The sequence below is a fragment of the Limnohabitans sp. genome (genome assembly GCF_046052825.1).
Classification (GTDB): domain Bacteria; phylum Pseudomonadota; class Gammaproteobacteria; order Burkholderiales; family Burkholderiaceae_C; genus Limnohabitans.
On record NZ_JAVLFP010000055.1, the window covers coordinates 1 to 19,045 of the forward strand.

The window sequence follows — 19,045 nt, forward strand, 5'->3', positions numbered from 1 at the left end:
ACGACGGCCCAAGCGGTGGCGTTGACGACGGACCAAGTGGCCGCCATGACGACGGCCCAAGTGGCGGCCTTGACGACTGCGCAAGCGGCGGCGTTGACGACAGACCAAGTGGTGGCCTTGACGTCGGCCCAGGCCAAGAGCTTGACGACGGCGCAAGTGACCAAGCTCACCACTGATCAGTTGGTAGCGCTTGAAACGGCTGATTTGGCGGCGATGACGACCGCCCAGTTGTCTGCTCTGACGACGGCCCAAGCGGTCGTGCTGACAACGGCCCAAGTGGCTGGTTTGACCACGGCGCAAGTCGCTGCATTGACGACTGCACAAACACTGGCATTGACGACCGATCAAGTGGTGGCCTTGACCTCTGCGCAAGCCTCTGCATTGACAACAGCCCAGTTGTCCAAGCTCACCACTGCACAAGTGGTGGCTTTTGAAACCATTGACTTGGCAGCCATGACCACGTTGCAAGTGGCCGCTCTGACCACAGCACAAGCCGCCGCCTTGACCACAGATCAGGTGGTGGCCTTGACCACTGCCCAAGTGGCCGCTATGACGACAGCGCAGGCGGTGGCATTGACGACCGATCAAGTGGTGGCGTTGACCACGGCGCAGGCCCAGAGCTTGACCGCAGCGTTGGTGGCCAAGTTGTCAACCTCCCAGGTGGTGGCCATCGAAACCGCTGACTTCGCGGTGCTGACGACGGCGCAAGTTTCTGCCATGACATCTGCTCAGGCGGCCGCTTTGACCACCGACCAAGTGGTGGCCCTGACAACGGCTCAAACCATCGCATTGACCACCGCGCAAGTCGCAGCCTTGACCACGGCGCAGTTGGTGGCGATGGAAACAGCTGACCTGTCTGCATTGACGACCTTACAAGCCAGCAAGCTGACAACCGCCCAGGTCGCAGCGATGACGACCGATCAAGTGGCGGCTTTGACGACCTCACAGGTCGCATCGTTGACAACAGCTCAGATCGTGGCGCTGACCACAGATCAGGTCACAGCCTTGACGACGGCACAGGTGGTCGCGTTGACCTCCGCGCAGGCCAAGAGCCTGACTACCGCGTTGACAGCAGCTTTGACCACCGAGCAAGTGGTCAGCATCGAGACGACCGATTTGGCGGCGTTGACCACAGCACAAGTGGCGGCGTTGACCACAGATCAAGTGGTCGTGTTGACGACCGACCAAGTGGTGGCCTTGACCTCGGCGCAAGCCAAGAGCCTGACGACAGACCAAATCGCTGCTTTGACCACCGAGCAAGTGGTCAGCATCGAGACGACCGATTTGGCGGCGTTGACCACAGCACAAGTGGCGGCCATGACCACGGATCAAGTGGTTGTGCTGACGACCGACCAAGTGGTGGCCTTGACATCGGCACAGGCCAAGGGCTTGACGACAGATCAAGTTGCAGCGCTGACGACCTCGCAGCTTGAAGTGCTTGAAACCGCAGATGTTGCAGCACTCAAGACAGACCAAGTGGCCGCTTTGACCACCGCACAAACGGTGGTGTTGACGACGGCGCAAGTGGCCGCATTGACCACCGCGCAAGTGGCTGCATTGACCACCGACCAAGCGTATGCCTTGAGCACCGACCAAGTGGTGGCCTTGAGCTCTGCGCAAGTCAAGAGTTTGACCACGGCTCAAGTGGTGGCACTCTCTGTGGCTCAGGTGGCTGCCATTGAAACGCTTGACTTGGCAGCACTGACCACTGCACAGGTTGCCGTCTTGTCTACCGAACAAACGGTGGCCTTGACGACAGACCAAGTGCCCGCCCTGACCACAGCACAAGTTGCTGCGTTGACGACGGACCAAGTGGTTGTCTTGACGACAGATCAGGTGGTGGCATTGACCTCGGCGCAAGCCAAGAGCTTGACCACGGCGCAAGTGGCCGCCCTGACCACTTCGCAACTGGTGGCGTTGGAAACGGATGATTTGGGTGCCTTGACCACAGCCCAAGTCAATGCCTTGACCACTGACCAAACGGTGGCTTTGACGACGGACCAAGTGTCGGCTTTGAGCACAACACAAGTGAGTGCGATGGCCTCGGCCCAAGTGGCTGTCTTGACGACCGCCCAGGTGGTGGCCTTGAGTGACAGTCAAACTGCGGCATTGACCACTGCGCAAGTGGCGGCGTTGACCACAGCCCAAGTGGTGGCGATTGAGGTGGGTGATTTGGCCTCGATGACCACAGCCCAAGTCAAGAGCTTGACGACCGAACAAGTGTCAACCCTGACGACGGACCAAGTCGCAGCGCTGACCACGGCTCAAACCGTGGCCTTGACGACCGCGCAAGTGGCGGCCTTGACGACCGCGCAAGTGGTGGGCTTGAGCGACAGCCAAGCCGTTGTGCTAACAACGGCCCAAGTAGCGGCCTTGACGACCGCGCAAGTGGCGGCGATTGAAGTGGGTGATTTGGCCTCGATGAGCACCGCCCAAGTCAAGAACATGACCACGGCCCAGGTGGCGGCCTTGACGACCGCGCAAGTGGCGGCCTTGACCGACAGCCAGGCGATGGTGTTGACGACCGCGCAAGTGGCGGCGATGACCACCGCGCAAGTGGCGGCGATTGAGGTGGGTGATTTGGCTTCGATGACCACAGCCCAAGTCAAGAGCTTGACGACAGATCAAGTGGTTGCTTTGACCACCGATCAAATCGTGTCTTTGACCACAGTTCAAGTGGCTGCGCTGACCACCGCCCAGGTGGCTGCGTTGACGACGGCACAAGTTCCTTCGATTGAAACCGAAGACTTGGCGGCGTTGACGACTGCACAGGTAGGGGCACTGACCACGGATCAGATTGCTGCGATCGGACTGACAACTGCCCAGATTCTGGCCTTGTAATTCTTGCAATCAATCCAGTGACGACTGTGAGCCAAACATGGGGTTGGCTCACAGCCGTTCGCAGGGCGTTTTTGTTGTCGTGAAAAAAGCGCAGGCGTAGATCCGACATGCGGTGATACGATTCACCATTGACGTTTGTGGTTGCGTATATCTTGGAACTTAGATGCTGAAAATAAAACATTCTGGCCTCATGGGCGATATTGTTTATTCAATTCCAAGCATGCTCAAGCTCTTGAAAAAATTCAAAGAAACCGGGGTTTGCTTATTCATTCCGTCTGATAAAAAAGCAACTTCCCATCCTGGGGTAAAGCACATTGGCGAAGGTTTGATGTTCAGTCAAGGAATGTTCAATTACATCAAGCCTTTATTGGATGGCCAGGACTATATGCAGGATGTTATTTATTGTCCTGAATCTGAAATACCGGCAGATGCAATAGACTTTGACATCATCAGGTTCGGGGCAGTGAACACCGCTGCGTGCAACATCATTGATTACTATTTCAAAGCCTTTGCATTGATCAAAGAACAACCTCAGGCTTGGGTCAAGCTGCCTTCGATGCCAAGCGTGGACCACTTTGATGTATTGGTTGGAAGGTCTTCGCGGTACGTGAACAAAGAATTGGACTACAGAGTTCTAGCAGACTATGAAATCAAATGCGGCTTTGTAGGCACCCAGCAAGAGTTTGAGTTGTTTTCGCATGACTTTCCTGAGCTGGCCATCAGCTATCTGCCTACTGTGAGCGCCCTTGAAACGGCCCACTACATCGCCAACAGCACCGTGTATTTGGGCAACCAATCCTTCTTCTTTTCACTGGCAGAGTCGCTCCAACATCCAAGAGTTTTAGAAGTTTTCGAACCTGTACCCAATGTGATTCCATCAGGTGGTCTCTGTGCGCAAGCCTTGTCGACCAAAGGCTTGGTTCTGATACTCAATGAATTGTTGTCGCGAACCGTGAGTTTCGATGCCTATGTCAACAGGCCAACAGCTTTCGTGCTGACAAACGAAATTTAAATTTTTCAGTCAACTCAGAATTGAGTTGCTTCGGATTTTTTGGTGCATTTCAATCAGCGATAGATCGCCCGTTTTTAAATATTCATTCTTCAAAAAATCGCAAACACCCAGCCGCTTTTTGTTCTCTTCGTTGTTTTTAAATAATCGTTCATAGATCGGAATGTGCTGGCTCATGTCCACTGGGATCGTGATGTAGCCACCCCGCGAGAGGATCAACGAAGCAAATCTTTCCTGGATGAAAGTTTTGATGGGGGCCTGGTTGGCATTGGAGCCATAGGTGGTGGTGCGATCTTTGAGGAGGTCACTGCTTTCGGCATATGCGAAGAACTTTTCCGCCAAACTCAACCACTCTCTCCAAAACTTGGGTTTGGCAATGATGAAATTGCTCAAGACAGAGGTGTAAGAGTAGTTCACCATTTTTTGAAGATCAGTCGTGTCACCGATGGCGTTCAAAAATTGTTGAGTTATTTCCGTGATGCCTGGGTGCCACAACTCGCCTTGCTCGAAGACGTTCTTGAAATAAGCGGCCTGGTCCCAACTGACACTGAAAGTGGCGATATTCGCTTCTTCTTTGAATTGCTCAATGACATTTAAAACATCGCCAGAGGTAAATCCGGTTTTCCTAAAGAATTTAGGGGATAAAAAACCGTACCAATCGTTGTCTTCCATCGGGTTCGATTGCAGCCATTTCAGCATGGGCCAAAACTCATACCAATCGGGCCGTTCATTGGCGGTATTGTCAAGCGGGATGTAGCCCGGATCCAGTTGCGCTTTGGTTTCTTCGTTGTAGAAGATTTGATGGATATAGATATTGGATGACATGTCAATTTCCGATCATTGGATGACGCTTTTCAACTGTTTTTCTAATGACTGGCTCAATGACAACTTGTGTAATTTTGGGTGAGGGGTCGGGTTGAGCTTTTCTTTGAGCTGTTTTTGAAACTCTGTGTGTGTCGCCAGCTTGATGATCAGTTGTGTGTACTCATTCGGGCTGGTGGTGATCAGTTCTTGCAGGCCCAAGGCGCTGAGCATGCTGCCCGTCATACGTGACACCATGGTTTTTCCGCTCATCGTCACGATGGGAACACCTGCATTCAACACGTCTCGTGTTGTGGAGCCGCAGTTATAGGGAAAACTGTCAAGAAAAAGATCAGCCAATTTCATGCGTGCCAGATATTCAGCCAGTGTTGCACGTGGCGTGAAGATGATGCGTTGTGGGTCTATGCGTCTGATGCGAGCTTGGCGTTTGAGTTCACGGGTGGTGGCCGGGTTGTCGTCAATCAGCCAGAGGACGGCGTTTTCTACGCGGCGCAACGATTGGGTCCAGCAATCAAATAAAGCTTCATTGATTTTGTAGACATTGCCAAACGCTGCCATGACGAATTGTTCGGGTTTCAACCCAAAATCTTCTCGCCTCAGGGGAGAGGCGCTGGGTGCATGAGCGCTTTCTGGGATGAAACTCGTCTCAAGCAAGAGCGGCTTTTCGGTGAAGTACTTGGAGGACTCTTCAGTGATGACGTAGCTGTCTGCGATCACAAAATCAAACCAAGGCATGCCCGTGGTTCCAATGAATCCAAGGTAAGTCCCTTGTTTTGGGGCTGGATGCAAAGCGAAGATGCCTGGGCGTGCGCCAGAGCTCAGTCCATGCAGGTCGATCAGGACATCGATCTCATCGTTGAGAACTTGCTGTGCAACTTGCTGATCTGTCCATGAGTGGATGGGGCGCAGATGATCAAACGCCTTTTTGACACGCTCCCGGTGCGCTGTACCGTCTTCAGGGCTGAAATCGTAGCCAAACACCTCAAATTGATTTCGGTCGTGTCCCTCAAGCAACTGGGGCAGCAGCAGGCCCACCGCATGGACGCACATGTCACCTGAGACATAGCCAATCCGAGTTCGCTCATGTCGGTATTCTCGGCCACGGCTTAAAAACTCTTGCTTGAAACCATAAGTCCGCTCCACAAATGCAAATGCGGTGAGCAATTGCTGAACTGGGTCATCTGTGAGTGCCAGCATGGCCAGAGGGGAGGTGGCCATCAACATATCGTTGTGGGTGATGTTGGGCAGTGACTTGTAAACAGGCCAACTGCAAGACTTTTGGCGGATATGGACCCAATGCTGAAGAACCCCAGGTTGTTTGGGCTTCAAGGCCAAGCTCTGCTCCAGGGCTTGTTCTGCCAAGTCATATTGTTTGAGGTCTTCTTGAACACGCCCAATGTGATTCAAAGCCAACACCAACATCTCGGTCTCAGGCGCATCTTTGAGCAGTCGATGGCTGACCAATGCGGCCCATTGCTGCAAAGCCTCCTCACGTCGGCCTAATTTCTCTAGCGTCAAACCCAGGTTGATCAGGGCTTGCGGGAACCGGGTTTGCAGTTGCAAGCACTGGCCATAGGCCTTCACCGCGTCTTCAGATTGCCCCACGCTTTGAAGCAACGATCCATAGTTGTACCAGGCCATGTAGCGGAGTGGGTCGTTGGAAGTGGCCAACCAATGTTGGTACACCTCAAGGGCTTGGTGGGGCTGTGCGCTGGCTTGTAATTCGCCGCACCTTGTGAAGAGCTGGTCTAAATTCATGGCTTGTGATGAGGCATCGACCTCGGCAGTGGCTTTGGCGTTCGCCACGGCCATGGCGGTGGCAGCAATTTCCGCTGCGAAGGGTGGATTTTTTGACATGGTGTCCCTGGGTGAAACATTTCTCTGTCAAAAAGCAATAGTCGCGCCACGTATCAGTCCTTGGGTGCAGGGTGTCGTAGGAGTTGGCTTTGTTCTTGCTTAGAGGGGGTATGTGTTGTGCGCAAAGCCGACAGCAATTTTTTTCGACCACCCTAGGAGCCTTCTATGACCCTCATTCAAGAACTGATGAACCAAGCTGCTGTTGGCGGCTTGCTCAACCCCAGCATGATCAAGCGTTTCAGCCCCGCTGAGATTCGCGAGACCATTCAATCGCTGGTAGCCACAGAACAAATTGAGTTGGCCAATGCCCTCGGAGATGCAGGTATGGCCCTGTATCCACACAGTGAAGACATCTTGGCCATCACCAGCTTGCTGGCCATGATGAACCAAGACTGGCCACTGGCTGTCGAATTGATGGAAGAGCTGGTGCAAGTGCAGGGCAACAACACCCCCCCATTCACTTATGTGATGTTTGTGCGCGCTCTGCGCTGCAACCTCGACCCTGCCCGTGCCCTTGAGGTGGTGCGCCAAGGATTGGCGGTTTATCCGGACCAATTGGAATTGCTGGCCGAGAAATTGTCTTTGGATGATTTCAGCGATTCCATGCAGTCAGCCACCACCGTTCACCACTGAGCGGCAAATGTGTCGATTTCACGGCGGCAAGTGGCAAAACCTTGCCAGTGAAGCGACAAAACCTTGCCACTGAATACTTAGATGAACATATTTTTTTGCTTTAAAAAGGGTAAACCCCTATTTAGAGCGTCGGAAATAACCTGGCACGGTATGTGCGTCGGTAGAGGCAAGTTTGATTGACCAATTGAGGTCAGGAGATTAAAAAATGGCAGTTATCAACACCAACGTCAAAGCATTGTTTTCGCAAGCGGCTCTCACCACTTCTGGGAGATCCCAAGCTTTAGCCATGCAGCAATTGTCAACGGGCAAGCGCATCAACTCAGCACGAGATGATGCGGCAGGCATGGCCATCGCAACGCGAATGACACAGCAGATACGAGGCTTGAACCAAGCGGTTCGAAACTCGGGGGATGCCATCAACCTGATCCAAACGGCTGAAGGTGCGACCAACGAAATCACAGACATGATGCAGCGCATGCGTGAGTTGGCCGTTCAAGCGGTCAACGACACCAATGACAACGCACAGCGCAGTTACCTCGATTTGGAGTTTCAACAACTCAAGCAACAAATTGTGCAAATTGCCGACAACACGGAGTGGAACGGTTTCCCAGTATTGAACGGCTCAGCGGGGCAACGTGTGGGGGAAATGCCGGTCTACAAAGTCACCTCTGAAAATCAATTTGGCAATGTGTTCATCAACCCCACAACCTCTCGCACGGTGGCGGGGTCGGACGCGGGTGAGACGCAAACCTTGCAAATTGCAGGCGCCATGCCTGCATTGGTGAGTCCCCAGACCTTGACCATCTCTGTCGGTGGCGTCGACGTGGTGTTGGATCAAGCCTCAGTGGCGTCAGCTGCCACCGTTGCCACCAAGATCCAGCAAGCGATGAGCAATGACTCTAAATTCAACAGCAGCTCAGGTCGCAGTGTCACGGTGTCCGGAGATACATTGACCATCAATTACGCGCCTGCCGATGGGAATGTCGCTGACACCAGTTTTGACCCGCAAGCCGCAGTTGGTTTAACGGCAACCATTGCATCGACAAGAGAAGCCATTGTTCAAGGGGCAGAAAGCTTCAAGGGCAACGGTACGTTCCTCTTCAGTGGCGCGCTCAGCATGAGTGTCGATACCAGCGGTAACGTGACGGCATCGTTCGAGACGGCGCAAGGCACCACCATTCCCATGCAGGGGATCATGAACAACACGGCGGTGACAGAGAGCACGGCTGTGACTTTCAGTGCGATGACCGCTGGCCAAACACTCACCTTGGGCGGGTTGACCTACACCGCAGGGGCAACAGGAGCGACGGCAGCCGAGGTGGCCACAGACTTTGCAAGCCGCGCCAACGGATACACAGCAGGGACCCTTCCGCTTCCCGTGAAAGGGGTTTTCACCGGTGCATTGAGTGGCTTTGACTCTGGCGCTGCCACCGCCGTTGACGTGACTTTCACCAGTGCGACTTCGGGCACCAACGTCACCAATTTGGCGATCAGTGGTTCTGGCGCTTTGCCCACTGCGGTGGTGACCGATGGCGCTCCCGCAGGTTCGATCACCTTCATCAAGAGCACTGGGACAAACTCTCAGGTTCTGTCCGATGACTTGGTCTATGCATTCCAAAAATCTGATGGCACGAATGCGCCTTTGACAGGTCGTGCCTTTAGTTACAACGTGTCCGTGGAAGGCAGTATTCCAGCCCTGCGCGCCGGCGATTTGAAAATCAATGGCATCGACATTGGCGCTTCGTATGCCACTGACGACAAATTTTCTCCTGTGGCCAATGCTGCAGGCAGTGCAATTGCCAAAGCCGCTGCGATCAACCGGTTGGCTGTTGCCACAGGCGTGACCCAAGGCGAAACGCAAATGTTGACGTTTGCAGGCACGCCTTCTCCCGGCAACATCACAGTGGCCGGCGTGAGCGTGACTTTGAATGCGCTTGACACGACTTCTGCCGCAGCGACAGCCAAAATTGCAGCTGCTTTGCAAGCCAGTCCTCTGTTTGCGCCGGGCACTGGCCGCGTGGTGACCTATGCGCCAGGCAATTCGAATCTGTCCATCAAGTTCGCCACCACCGAGGGCAATATGCCTGACACGGTGATTCAAACTGGCGCAACAGGCCTGACCGGCTTGGTGGACACCACCGCTGAGAACTACATTGCTTCGACCGGAACTGGCGTGTTTGCCAAGGTCAATGAGAACGTGATGTCCGGCCGCGCGATGTCGGGCACTTCAGTGCTCAAAGGCACCGTGTTCATCAACGGATTCGCCAGTGCAGACATCACCACAGTACTGAACAACTCGCGTGAGACACGTGCCAATGTGGTTCGCGCCATCAACTTGATCAGCGACAAAACGGGTGTGAAAGCTGTTGACACCGGATCAGACGCCAAAGGGATCACCTTGAGTGCAGCCGACGGCCGCAACATTGAAGTGACTTTTGATACCTCGGCCAATGCCGATGATTTTGGTTCACGCATTGGCATGCGCCAAGGTGTACAAGCCAGCACCATTTCTCTGGAGTCCAAAATCCCAGCCCCTGTGGTGTTGACTTCTGACACCACGGGTGACATCACCCGTGCGGGTTTGATGAGTGGCAACTTCAGCAAAAATGAAGCGGTGGCCAATACCAGTCCTCGCGTCATCGTGGGACCCAACGTGGCTCAGGTTGAAAGCGTGACGTTCTCAGGCACGGCGCCCGCGGACGGCGACACGTTCAAGCTGACCGTGAACGGCACTCCTTTCACCTATACCGCCAACGTCGCAGACGGCCTGACGGCACAAGCGGTGCGTGATGGTTTGGTGGCCTTGGTGAATGCAGACGCGCATTTGCCCGTGACCGCCATCGCAGGTCGCAACGGCGGCGAAATTTTGTTGACATCCGACAATCCCGGCACGGCCTTCACACTGAGCAACTCAAAGAGCAACACCACCACCACGGTCAACGCCACCTCTCTCCAAGCCAATGCCAAGGCCAACTCCAAGCCCTTGGGCACCGATGATTTGGTGATCAATGGTGTCAAGATTCCGCCTTCGACCAATGCCGATGACAAAGACTCCAACCGCGTGGCAAGCAGCAGTGATCCCGCAGCGAGTGCCATTGCTATTGCCAAGGCCATCAATTCACAAACCCCCCTCACCGGTGTGACGGCCAAGGCCAATGGCGCTGAAATCAAAGGCCTGAAAACCGATACGAGCTTGCCAATCTTGGCTTCACCGACACTCGAGTCCTTGTTCATCAACGGCACCGAAGTGAAGGTTCAGTTTGTTCAAGACGAGACCAAGTTAGACCGTTTGACCAAAGTGGCCGAAGCCATCAACGCCCGAGCTGGCGAACATGGCGTGACCGCTGTCATCACGGCTGAAGGCATCAGCCTCAAATCAGATGGCCGCAACCTGTCGGTGTGGTTTGATTCCAACGTGAAAGACTTGTCTGCCGCCAACTTTGGTTTAGACCAGGGCGGGGCTGTGGCCCAGTCTTCGCAAATCAGTTTCTCGGGTACTTCTTTCAGTGCAACAGATACCGCATCGGTCACCATCAATGGCGTACAAATCACGTCAGATGTTTCGGGTGCGGGCACGGACGTCGCTTTGGCGGCTGCATTGGAAACGGCCATCACCGCAGCGATCAATTCTGGCGCCATCAAGAACGTGAGCGTCACCAATACCGCGGGTGTGCTGTCGATCACTTCCACCGTGGCTGGCACCGCGTTTGACATTGCGGGTGCGGCCACCAACAGTGCGACGACCAACTTGGCCATCAACGAAGTCAAGGCCAATAGCTTTGGCAACAACCAAATCACGGGCATCTTCAATGCCACGGCAACCAGCAATTCCGCACGCACGGTTTACGGAACAGTGCGCATGGTGGCCCTGCCTCCGCAGTTGCCTGGTTTGCCTAAGCCCATTGGTGCTCCGCCATCTGACATGGACCAACTCTTGCTGGCGAATGCCCGCCCCTTCACCGTCAGCACAGGCAGCGACGGCTTCAACGCCAACAGCAATTTTTCTTCATTGGGTTTCAATGAAGGCAGCTTTGGTGGCCGTTCCAGCTCCGAGATGGATCCGCCTCGGGTCGGTCGCTTGGCGTTCCAGGTGGGTTCTAGCGCCAACCAAACGGTCACGATTGATTTGGCCGATTTCGGTAAAAACGGTCCGATCACGGGCGAAATCACCGGTGACGTGGACCAAAACATTGACCAACGCACGGTGCGTATCAACACGCGAGACGGCGCGACCGATGTGCTGACCAAGTTGGACTCCGCCATGGACAAGATCAACGCCACACGAGCCACCATGGGTGCGGTGATGAACCGTCTAGACCATGTGATCAACAACTTGACCAATGTGTCGATGAACTTGTCTACATCGCGAAGCGGGATTGAAGACGCCGACTATGCGTCGTCCAGTACCGAGTTGGCCAAGACGCAAATCATGCAGCAAGCCGCCACGGCAGTGCTGGCCCAGGCCAACACCAGCCAGCAAACGGTGCTCAAACTCTTGGGCGGTTGATCGAGTGGTTTGAGTTGACGCATGGCTTCTGATCTTCGCGCAACACCCCCGCCAAGCAAAGGACCGAATTGCTGGGCGTGTCGCCATCTCATGATCACGTGGGATGTGCGCAAACCCTATGGTTGCAAGTTCATGGGCTTCAAGTCCAAGGCTATTCCCTCGGTGGAAGTTCTGCGCTTGGATGGTCGGTTTTGCGGGGCCTTCAACCCCAAACCCGCTGCGCCAAGTGCGAGTGCTGTCGGCAACCCGTCGAAGCGTCGAGATTCTGACTTTCAAAGCAGAAGTATCTCTATAAATTTAACCATTTAGGGTTCATTTATCGCTGGCACGTCCTTTGCATAACAGTCTTACCTTTATTTCGGACTGTTCAAAGTGAATGCTTCTTCTGTCAACGTAATTCATGCCGTGTGGTTGGACCCTTTCAGTCCCATCGAAACGGCAGATCGCGCCCAGCTGAGTACCGCCGGTATCAGTTTGGAAACGGTGTCTACCTTGGGTGACCTCACACTGGCCCTGCGCCGCGCGCACATGGTGGTCATTCGCTTGGGCGACAGCGCCGAGCTGTTGCAAGAGGTGCAAACATTGGTCGCGCAACTCGGTCACACCGTGCCTGTGCTGTGTCGGGTGGACCGTCGCCGCATGGAAGTGGCGGTGGATGCCATGCGTCTGGGTGCCTTGCATGTGTTGTCTGCCGACGAATGGGCTCCCCAGGCTTGGAAACAGGCCGTCAAAGGCTTGAATGCGCCTGAACTCAAAACCAAGAGCTACGTGTTTGTCGACCCCACCAGCCAACACCTGTTGGCCTTGGCACAACGTGTGGCACAAACCGAAGTCACCGCTTTGTTGGTCGGCCCAACAGGCGCCGGTAAAGAAGTGCTGGCCCGTGTGCTGCACGAGTCGTCGCCCCGCGCCAAAGGCCCGTTTGTGGCACTCAACTGCGCAGCCTTGCCGGAGCACTTGATCGAGGACATGTTGTTTGGCCATGAGAAGGGTGCTTTCACTGGCGCTTTGAAAGAACACAAAGGTTTGTTTGAACAAGCCCATGGCGGCACCATCTTCTTGGACGAAATTGGTGAAATGCCCATGCAACTGCAAGCCAAGTTGTTGCGCGTACTGCAAGAGAAAAAACTCAACCGTTTGGGTGGTGAAACCACGATTGATTTGGACGTTCGGATCATTGCTGCGACCAACAAAGACCTCAAGTTCGCCATTGAGCAGCGCGAGTTCCGCGAGGACTTGTACTTTCGCATCAGCACCTTCCGCTTGCGCATTCAGGCTTTGAAAGACCGTCCGGGCGACATCATGCCTTTGGTCATGCAGTCGTTGACACGCCACGGCAAGACAGGGTTGCCATTCAGCGTGACCTCTGAAGCGCAGTTGTTGCTAGAGGGTTACCCATGGCCGGGCAATGTGCGTGAGCTTGAGAACGTGGTCCAGCGTGCCGTGGTCTTGTGTACCGGACGCACCATCAGTCCTGCGCATTTGATGTTTGATGACGCCATGACAGATCGTGAGTTGTCGATGTCTGATTTTGACTCCGCAACGCCCAGTGCGACTGTGAGCCGTGAGGCGGTGGGTGAGTTTTCTCCCATTGCAGTTCGATCCAGTCCAGAGCCTTTGATGCCCATCAATTTGGGAGATGCGGTCAAAACCAGCGAACACCAAGTGATCATGGCCGCCATTCAAAGCACCGACAGTCGCATGGAGGCCGCTGCCAAACTGGGCATCAGCCCCAGAACCTTGCGCTACAAACTCGCGCAGTTGCGCGAGCGTGGCATGCCTGAAGGAGTCTCCGCATGATTGACCGCATCTCCAATGCCAACATCCAGTCGATGATGGAAACGCTGCGTGCTTACCAGACGCAGTCCACCAACAACACATCGGCCGCCGCCGAGACCGCCACCACCAAGGTGGGGCAGCCCTCATTTTTTGACTCGGTCAAAAACGCGCTCGACAAAGTCAACGACGCCGACATCAAGGCCGACGCCATGTCTGACGCTTATGACCGTGGCGAAGATGTGCCGCTCACCGAAGTGGTGTTGAGCATGCAGAAATCGTCGCTGGCTTTTGAAGCCACCTTGCAAGTACGCAACAAAGTGATGAAAGCGTACGAAGAAATCATGAACATGCCCGTGTGATGCTGAACTGAGAGACTGATATGGCCACAGATACGATGAACATGAATGCGATGGGCTTGCCCACCGCGCCCTCGGCAGACAACGCGCCGGGCAGCAGCACGGGCAACACGCCTGCCACCACCAACAACCGCATGCCGGCCTGGTTGAATCAAAAAGACGGCCCAGGTGGGATGGTGTTGGACGTCTTGCGCCAACCCACCGTGCGCAAAACACTGCCCTTTGTCGTGGTGTTCATGCTGTTGGTGTCGGTGGCGGTGTTTTTCACCTCGCTCAAGCCCACGCCTTACCGCCCCTTGACCTTGATGCTCAACGATGCCGACAAGCAAGTGGCGATCGAAGCCCTGAAGGCTGGCGAGTTCAAACCCGAAGTCGATGCCAACACCGGTCAGCTGACCGTGCCCACGTCACGCTACCAAGAAGCCCGCATGTTGCTGGCGTCTAAAGGTCTGCCACGCACCGAAGCTTCGGGCATGGACAACCTCAAAGACATGCCCGCCATGACCACCAGCCAGTTCATGGAGCAGGTGCGCTACAACAACGCGATGGAGCAAGAGCTGGCGCGCAGCATTGTGCAAATTGGCGGTATCAAGTCTGCCCGCGTGCACTTGGCCGCACCCAAGCAAAGCGTGTTTGTGCGCGACCGCGCGCCCACCAAAGCGTCGGTGATAATCACCCGCATGCCGGGTCGCACCGTGTCGTCGGCCAACGTGCAGGCCATCATCCAATTGGTGGCTTCCAGCGTGCCTTACTTGGCCCCTGAAAACGTGTCGGTGGTGGACAACTTTGGCAGCTTGATGAACGAGATGTTGGTTGAACAGCCTTTGGGTTTGACCTCGGCCCAACTGATGCAAAAGCAGCAGATGGAAGACCTCTACCGCACCCGCTTGATCCAATTGCTGGCCCCCATCGTGGGCGAGTCCAATGTGAGCGCGCAAATCAGCATGTCGCTCGATTTCACCCAAACCGAAGTGACGGTGGAAGACTTTGATGGTCAGGACAAAGGTCCCAAAACCCGTTCTGAGTTGTTTGTGGAAGACCGCAACACCTTCCGCGATGCGATTGGCATTCCTGGCTCCTTGTCCAACACCCCGCCCAGCCCCACCAACCCGCAAGCCACGACGCAAACCAATGCGGACCCCACCAAGGGCGTGAGCGAAAAAGGCGTGCAGGTCACAGCGCGTAGCACCAAGAACTACGAACTCGACCGTTCGGTGCGTCACACCAAAAACGCCATGGGCACCATCTCCAAGATCGGTGTGGGCGTGTTGATCAATGAGCGCCCCATTCCTGCCGGCATGAAGGTCGACAAGCCCGCTGATGGCTCGCCTGCGCCGACCTCAATTCCGTACACCCCAGAAGAGTTGGAGCGTTTGAACCAATTGGTCAAAGGTGCGGTGGGTTTCAACGAGTCCCGCGGTGACATGGTCACGGTGGTGGCCACCAAATTTGAACCTGTCATCGATCCCACGGCCGTGCCTTGGTATTTGGACGAAAACTACCAAATCTTGGTCAACGCTGGCGTGATTGGTGGATTGTTTTTGCTGTTGCTGCTGACCGTGATCCGTCCGATGGTGCGTCGTCTGACCCGCCCTGAGATTGATCCTGCAGCCATCGCTGCGGCTGCTGCCGAGGCCGCCAACGCCGAAGCCCGCTTGGCCATTGAGGTGGCGACCGCTGAGGCGGCGTCTGCTCAGGCCACAGCCAAAGCAGCCAAGGAAGCACATGAAGCGGAAATGATTCGCCTTGCAGAAGAAGCTGCACTAGCGGCCGCTGAGGCAGCGCGAGTGGCCGAAGAAGCACGACTTGCTTGGGAGGCCAAAGCTGCCGAAGAAGCCGCAGCCCGTGAGGCCTTGGCTGCAGAGATGGCCGAACGCGAAGCGCACCATGCTGCCATGGCGCAGATGGCAGCCGATACCGCTGGCAACGAGATTGAAATTCAAGAGGGTGAGACCTTGGACGAGGTGAAAGCCCGCATGGCCAGCATGAAGCCTAAGAAGCAGTCGATCTCGGCCGACTTGCTCAACACCGCCAATTCGTATGATGACAAAGTGGCACTGATTCGAATGATCGTGTCGGAGGACTCCACCCGAGTGGCAGGTGTGCTCAAAGGCCTGATTGGTCAAACCAACTAATGACAAAGACAGAGGATAAAAATCATGGCTGACAACGACATGGTGATGACAGAGGCGCTGCGCGCCGAATTGGCCAACATCACATCCACGCAAAGGGCTGCCGTGTTGATGTTGCTGCTGGGCGAAGAACAAGCCGCAGACATCATCAAGTTTTTAAATCCCAAAGAGGTTCAAGCTTTGGGCGCAGCCATGGTGTCTGTCGCCAACTTTTCGCAAGAAGCCGTCAACGTGGTGCTCGACGAGTTTGTCGAACACTTGAAAAAGCAATCGACGCTGAGCATGGGCAACACCGACTATGTTGAAAACGTGATGCGCCGTGCCCTGGGTGACGACAAAGCTGCTTCGGTGCTGGGCCGCATCATGCCTGGACAAGGGACCAAGGGCTTGGACATCTTGAGCTGGATGGATGCACGCGGCATTTCCGACATGATCAAAGTCGAGCACCCCCAGGTGGTGGCCATTATTTTGTCGCTGCTGGAGCCTGAGGTGGCTGCCGATGTGTTGATTTACCTCGACCCCGCGATTCGACCTGAAGTGCTGCAACGCATCGCCAGCTTGGACACGGTGCAACCCTCGGCCATGGCCGAATTGGAAGCGATCATGAAGATGCAGTTCTCCAAGAGTGCATCGGCGCAATCGTCGAGTTTTGGTGGCGTGCAAGCGGCCGCCAAGATCATGAACTTGACCAAGACCGAGTTGGAGTCGAGCATCATGAGCGGCTTGAACGAGCTGGACCCAGACATCATGCTCAAGATCCAAGACAACATGTTCACCTTCGAGAACTTGATCAGCGTGGACAACAAGGGCATCCAGGTGCTCATGCGCGCGGTCGAACCCGATTTGTTGATGATGGCCCTCAAGGGTGCCAGTGCGGGCTGTCAAGACCGTTTCTACGACAACATGTCCGAGCGTGCACGCGGCATGTTCCGCGACGACATGGAAGCCAAAGGCCCCCAGCGCATGTCGGATGTGGAAGCGGCCCAAAAGAAAATCATGCGCATGGCGCGCAAGCTCTCCGATTCGGGCGAGCTGATGTTGGGAGGCGCGGATTTTGTTTAACCAACCGCGTCCTTTGCGACCCGCCAAACCCTGGCAGGCCAGCAGCTATGTGGGGTCTTCACGTGAAGACCTCGCTTTCAGCGCGGCCCGTTGGACCGAAGAGGCGCCGGCAGCCTTTGCTGACAGTGGCATGCCCGTGCGCAGCTCAGGCTTTGACGTCGACCACTACGAAGCCATGCCCTTGCCCTTGACACACCAAGCCAAGACAGCTTGGGCGTTGTTGGACAACGAGCATGAGCTGCAAGACTTTGCCGAGGAGAAAAACGCCTCGCAAGAGAGTTCTTCCACCAATGCACATTTGCCTTTCGTGCCCGATGTATACGAAAGCGTGACCGGTAAAAAAAACCCAACAGCGCAGGCAGTCACGCCCCCTGTGGTCGTTGCTCCGCAGGACGAGGCGACGTTGCCAACGGACGCGCAGGCAAACCCAGACGCATCGGCGCAAGCAGTGATCACGGCCAAAGAACTGGTTGCTCAAGACGTTTTGCTGTCAGACCAAGAACCGGATGCCAAAACACTGCCCCCATTGGACGCTGATGCGTCAGAGGCCAGCGCAGACGAAGCTGATGCAGATGTTGCAGACGATGCCGATGCATCCGAGGCCACCACACAAGACGAACCCGAGGGCGAGCAAGACAGCGAGCCCGAGGTGCAGGCTGCAAGCGAAGACATGGCCGCTGATGGGTCCGTCGATGCATCTGCACCCCAACCCGCTGAGGTGCCCGCACAGGCCGAGGGATTGGACCCTGAAGTCGCAGCCCAGCGTGAGGCAGACAAATTTGCCGAGGGCGTGGCGCAAGGCATGGCCCAAGGACTTGAACAAGGTTTGGCCCAAGGACTGACCCAAGGACGCGAAGAGGGCATGGCCCAAGGTGCCCAAGAGGCACGGGAGGCCATGGCCCAAGAGGTGGCCGATCAATGTGCGGTGTTGGCGCAGGTGACGCAAGACTTGAAGGCCTTGATGGCCGATCCGAAGCAATTTTTTGAACCACTCAAACGCTTGAGTGTGCATTTGGCCGAGCAATTGGTGCTGGGCGAACTCAGCCACTCCAGCAAGGCGGTTGAACGACTGATTCAACATTGCTTGGACGAGGTGAGCCATCCCTTGCAAGATGGGGTGGTGGTCGAGCTCAATCCAGACGACAAGAAACGGCTGCAAGCCCAAGGCGGAGACTTTTTAGAAGGCCTACGTCTGGAAGCGGTGCCAGAGTTGCACCCGGGCAGCGTGCGTGTGTTTGCCAACGACATGGTGGTGGAAGACTTGGTCGAACACCGTTTGCAGGCCTTGGCCAAGAACTTGTTGGCGGATGTCCCCGCCTGGCAAAAAAATTCGGTGCTCGCGCCGCCAGAACTTCACACAGACCAACCGGAGCACGACGATGATCCTGCCTGACGTCCTCAACACCATGCTCATGGGCATGATTTTCATGGTGGTCTTGGTCACCGTGGTCCGTCCCTTGGTGCTCAATGTGGTTGGAAATCCCATCTACACCGACGCGGAACAACAAGCCTTGCTTGACGCGATGTACAGCGAGCTCGAGCGTCGGTCCTACGAAGAAGAGGCCAAACGAAGCAACCAAATTCGCTATCAGCAGTTGTTGCTGGAGTTGCCACCGCGTTTACAGCCCAAGCCCCTGCCTGAGCCAGAGCCGGAGTTGGTGCAGCCTGATGCGCCATCACAAGATCAACCAGAAGACACTGCGACGCAAGAAGCAGCACCATCGCTAGACGCCAATGGGCAGCCCTTGGCCCATGATGTCGACTCGACAGATGCTGCCGATGCGCTCGCTTCAGAGGGCGGAGTGGAGCCTGTCGCTTTGGGTGAAGGCGAAATTGAAATTCGCGAAGGCGAAACCTTGGCAGATATCAAAGAGCGCATGAAGCAGGAACAAAGGAATGCGAAAAAGCCCGCGATTCCGCCAGAACTGTTGAACAATGCCAAGAGCTACGAAGACAAAGTGACGGTGGTGCGCATGGTGGTGCATCAAGACCAAAGCCGTGTGGCTGCTGTGATCCGCGACATGATTCAAACCAAATAATTCGTCCC

At 55.4% G+C, this 19,045-nt stretch carries 12 protein-coding genes; 10 read left to right on the forward strand and 2 right to left on the reverse strand.

The genetic code is table 11. The features are described from left to right. Nucleotides 1-2,841, forward strand: a 2,841-nt coding sequence (locus ACKWJN_RS09335; protein WP_408596275.1) for a beta strand repeat-containing protein, incomplete at its 5' end; no start/stop codon positions are given. A 190-nt stretch (nucleotides 2,842-3,031) separates the two neighbouring features. After that, the gene (locus ACKWJN_RS09340; RefSeq protein WP_408596277.1) at nucleotides 3,032-3,853 is read left to right on the forward strand and encodes a hypothetical protein; all 822 of its coding nucleotides are present in this window, start codon (nucleotides 3,032-3,034) and stop codon (nucleotides 3,851-3,853) included. Between the two features lie 9 nt (nucleotides 3,854-3,862). Here ACKWJN_RS09340 and ACKWJN_RS09345 read toward each other — a convergent pair whose 3' ends face one another. Together ACKWJN_RS09345 and ACKWJN_RS09350 are read right to left on the reverse strand one after the other, a co-directional pair. Continuing rightward, on the reverse strand, nucleotides 3,863-4,675 hold the full coding sequence (locus tag ACKWJN_RS09345; RefSeq protein WP_408596278.1) for a hypothetical protein: 813 nt from the start codon (nucleotides 4,673-4,675) through the stop codon (nucleotides 3,863-3,865). A 12-nt stretch (nucleotides 4,676-4,687) separates the two neighbouring features. Further along, nucleotides 4,688-6,529 (reverse strand): acetylglucosamine transferase, encoded by a 1,842-nt coding sequence (locus ACKWJN_RS09350; protein WP_408596280.1) that lies wholly within the window; start codon nucleotides 6,527-6,529, stop codon nucleotides 4,688-4,690. A gap of 165 nt (nucleotides 6,530-6,694) precedes the next feature. Here ACKWJN_RS09350 and ACKWJN_RS09355 point away from each other — a divergent pair, with 165 nt between their 5' ends. From ACKWJN_RS09355 to ACKWJN_RS09390, 8 genes are all read left to right on the forward strand, one after another. Continuing rightward, entirely contained in the window at nucleotides 6,695-7,162 is a 468-nt protein-coding gene (locus ACKWJN_RS09355) for a tetratricopeptide repeat protein (RefSeq protein WP_408596282.1), read from the forward strand. A gap of 205 nt (nucleotides 7,163-7,367) precedes the next feature. Further along, a complete protein-coding gene (locus ACKWJN_RS09360; RefSeq protein ID WP_408596283.1) occupies nucleotides 7,368-11,669 on the forward strand; it encodes a flagellin in 4,302 nt (1,433 codons plus the stop codon). Nucleotides 11,670-12,041: 372 nt separating this feature from the next. After that, on the forward strand, nucleotides 12,042-13,469 hold the full coding sequence (locus tag ACKWJN_RS09365; protein WP_408596285.1) for a sigma-54 interaction domain-containing protein: 1,428 nt from the start codon (nucleotides 12,042-12,044) through the stop codon (nucleotides 13,467-13,469). Next, complete coding sequence (gene fliE / locus ACKWJN_RS09370; RefSeq protein ID WP_408596287.1) at nucleotides 13,466-13,807, forward strand: flagellar hook-basal body complex protein FliE; 342 nt, start codon at nucleotides 13,466-13,468, stop codon at nucleotides 13,805-13,807. Before ACKWJN_RS09365 ends, fliE begins: the two co-directional genes overlap by 4 nt. A 20-nt stretch (nucleotides 13,808-13,827) precedes the next feature. After that, a complete protein-coding gene (gene fliF, locus ACKWJN_RS09375; RefSeq protein ID WP_408596289.1) occupies nucleotides 13,828-15,939 on the forward strand; it encodes a flagellar basal-body MS-ring/collar protein FliF in 2,112 nt (703 codons plus the stop codon). A 24-nt stretch (nucleotides 15,940-15,963) separates the two neighbouring features. Continuing rightward, complete coding sequence (gene fliG, locus ACKWJN_RS09380; protein WP_408596291.1) at nucleotides 15,964-16,998, forward strand: flagellar motor switch protein FliG; 1,035 nt, start codon at nucleotides 15,964-15,966, stop codon at nucleotides 16,996-16,998. Next, nucleotides 16,991-18,391: a FliH/SctL family protein gene (locus tag ACKWJN_RS09385; RefSeq protein WP_408596293.1), complete on the forward strand. Its 1,401-nt coding sequence runs from the start codon at nucleotides 16,991-16,993 to the stop codon at nucleotides 18,389-18,391. Before fliG ends, ACKWJN_RS09385 begins: the two co-directional genes overlap by 8 nt. Continuing rightward, entirely contained in the window at nucleotides 18,378-19,037 is a 660-nt protein-coding gene (locus tag ACKWJN_RS09390) for a hypothetical protein (protein WP_408596295.1), read from the forward strand. Before ACKWJN_RS09385 ends, ACKWJN_RS09390 begins: the two co-directional genes overlap by 14 nt. Nucleotides 19,038-19,045: the final 8 nt, after the last annotated feature.

What these genes read in the sequence shown, in the direction of transcription:
- ACKWJN_RS09350 (WP_408596280.1), bottom strand. Translation starts at nt 6,529, where the DNA reads ATGTCAAAAAATCCACCCTTCGCAGCGGAAATTGCTGCCACCGCCATG.
- ACKWJN_RS09355 (WP_408596282.1), top strand. Translation starts at nt 6,695, where the DNA reads ATGACCCTCATTCAAGAACTGATGAACCAAGCTGCTGTTGGCGGCTTG.
- fliG (WP_408596291.1), top strand. Translation starts at nt 15,964, where the DNA reads ATGGCTGACAACGACATGGTGATGACAGAGGCGCTGCGCGCCGAATTG.
- fliE (WP_408596287.1), top strand. Translation starts at nt 13,466, where the DNA reads ATGATTGACCGCATCTCCAATGCCAACATCCAGTCGATGATGGAAACG.
- ACKWJN_RS09345 (WP_408596278.1), bottom strand. Translation starts at nt 4,675, where the DNA reads ATGTCATCCAATATCTATATCCATCAAATCTTCTACAACGAAGAAACC.
- ACKWJN_RS09360 (WP_408596283.1), top strand. Translation starts at nt 7,368, where the DNA reads ATGGCAGTTATCAACACCAACGTCAAAGCATTGTTTTCGCAAGCGGCT.
- ACKWJN_RS09340 (WP_408596277.1), top strand. Translation starts at nt 3,032, where the DNA reads ATGGGCGATATTGTTTATTCAATTCCAAGCATGCTCAAGCTCTTGAAA.
- ACKWJN_RS09390 (WP_408596295.1), top strand. Translation starts at nt 18,378, where the DNA reads ATGATCCTGCCTGACGTCCTCAACACCATGCTCATGGGCATGATTTTC.
- fliF (WP_408596289.1), top strand. Translation starts at nt 13,828, where the DNA reads ATGGCCACAGATACGATGAACATGAATGCGATGGGCTTGCCCACCGCG.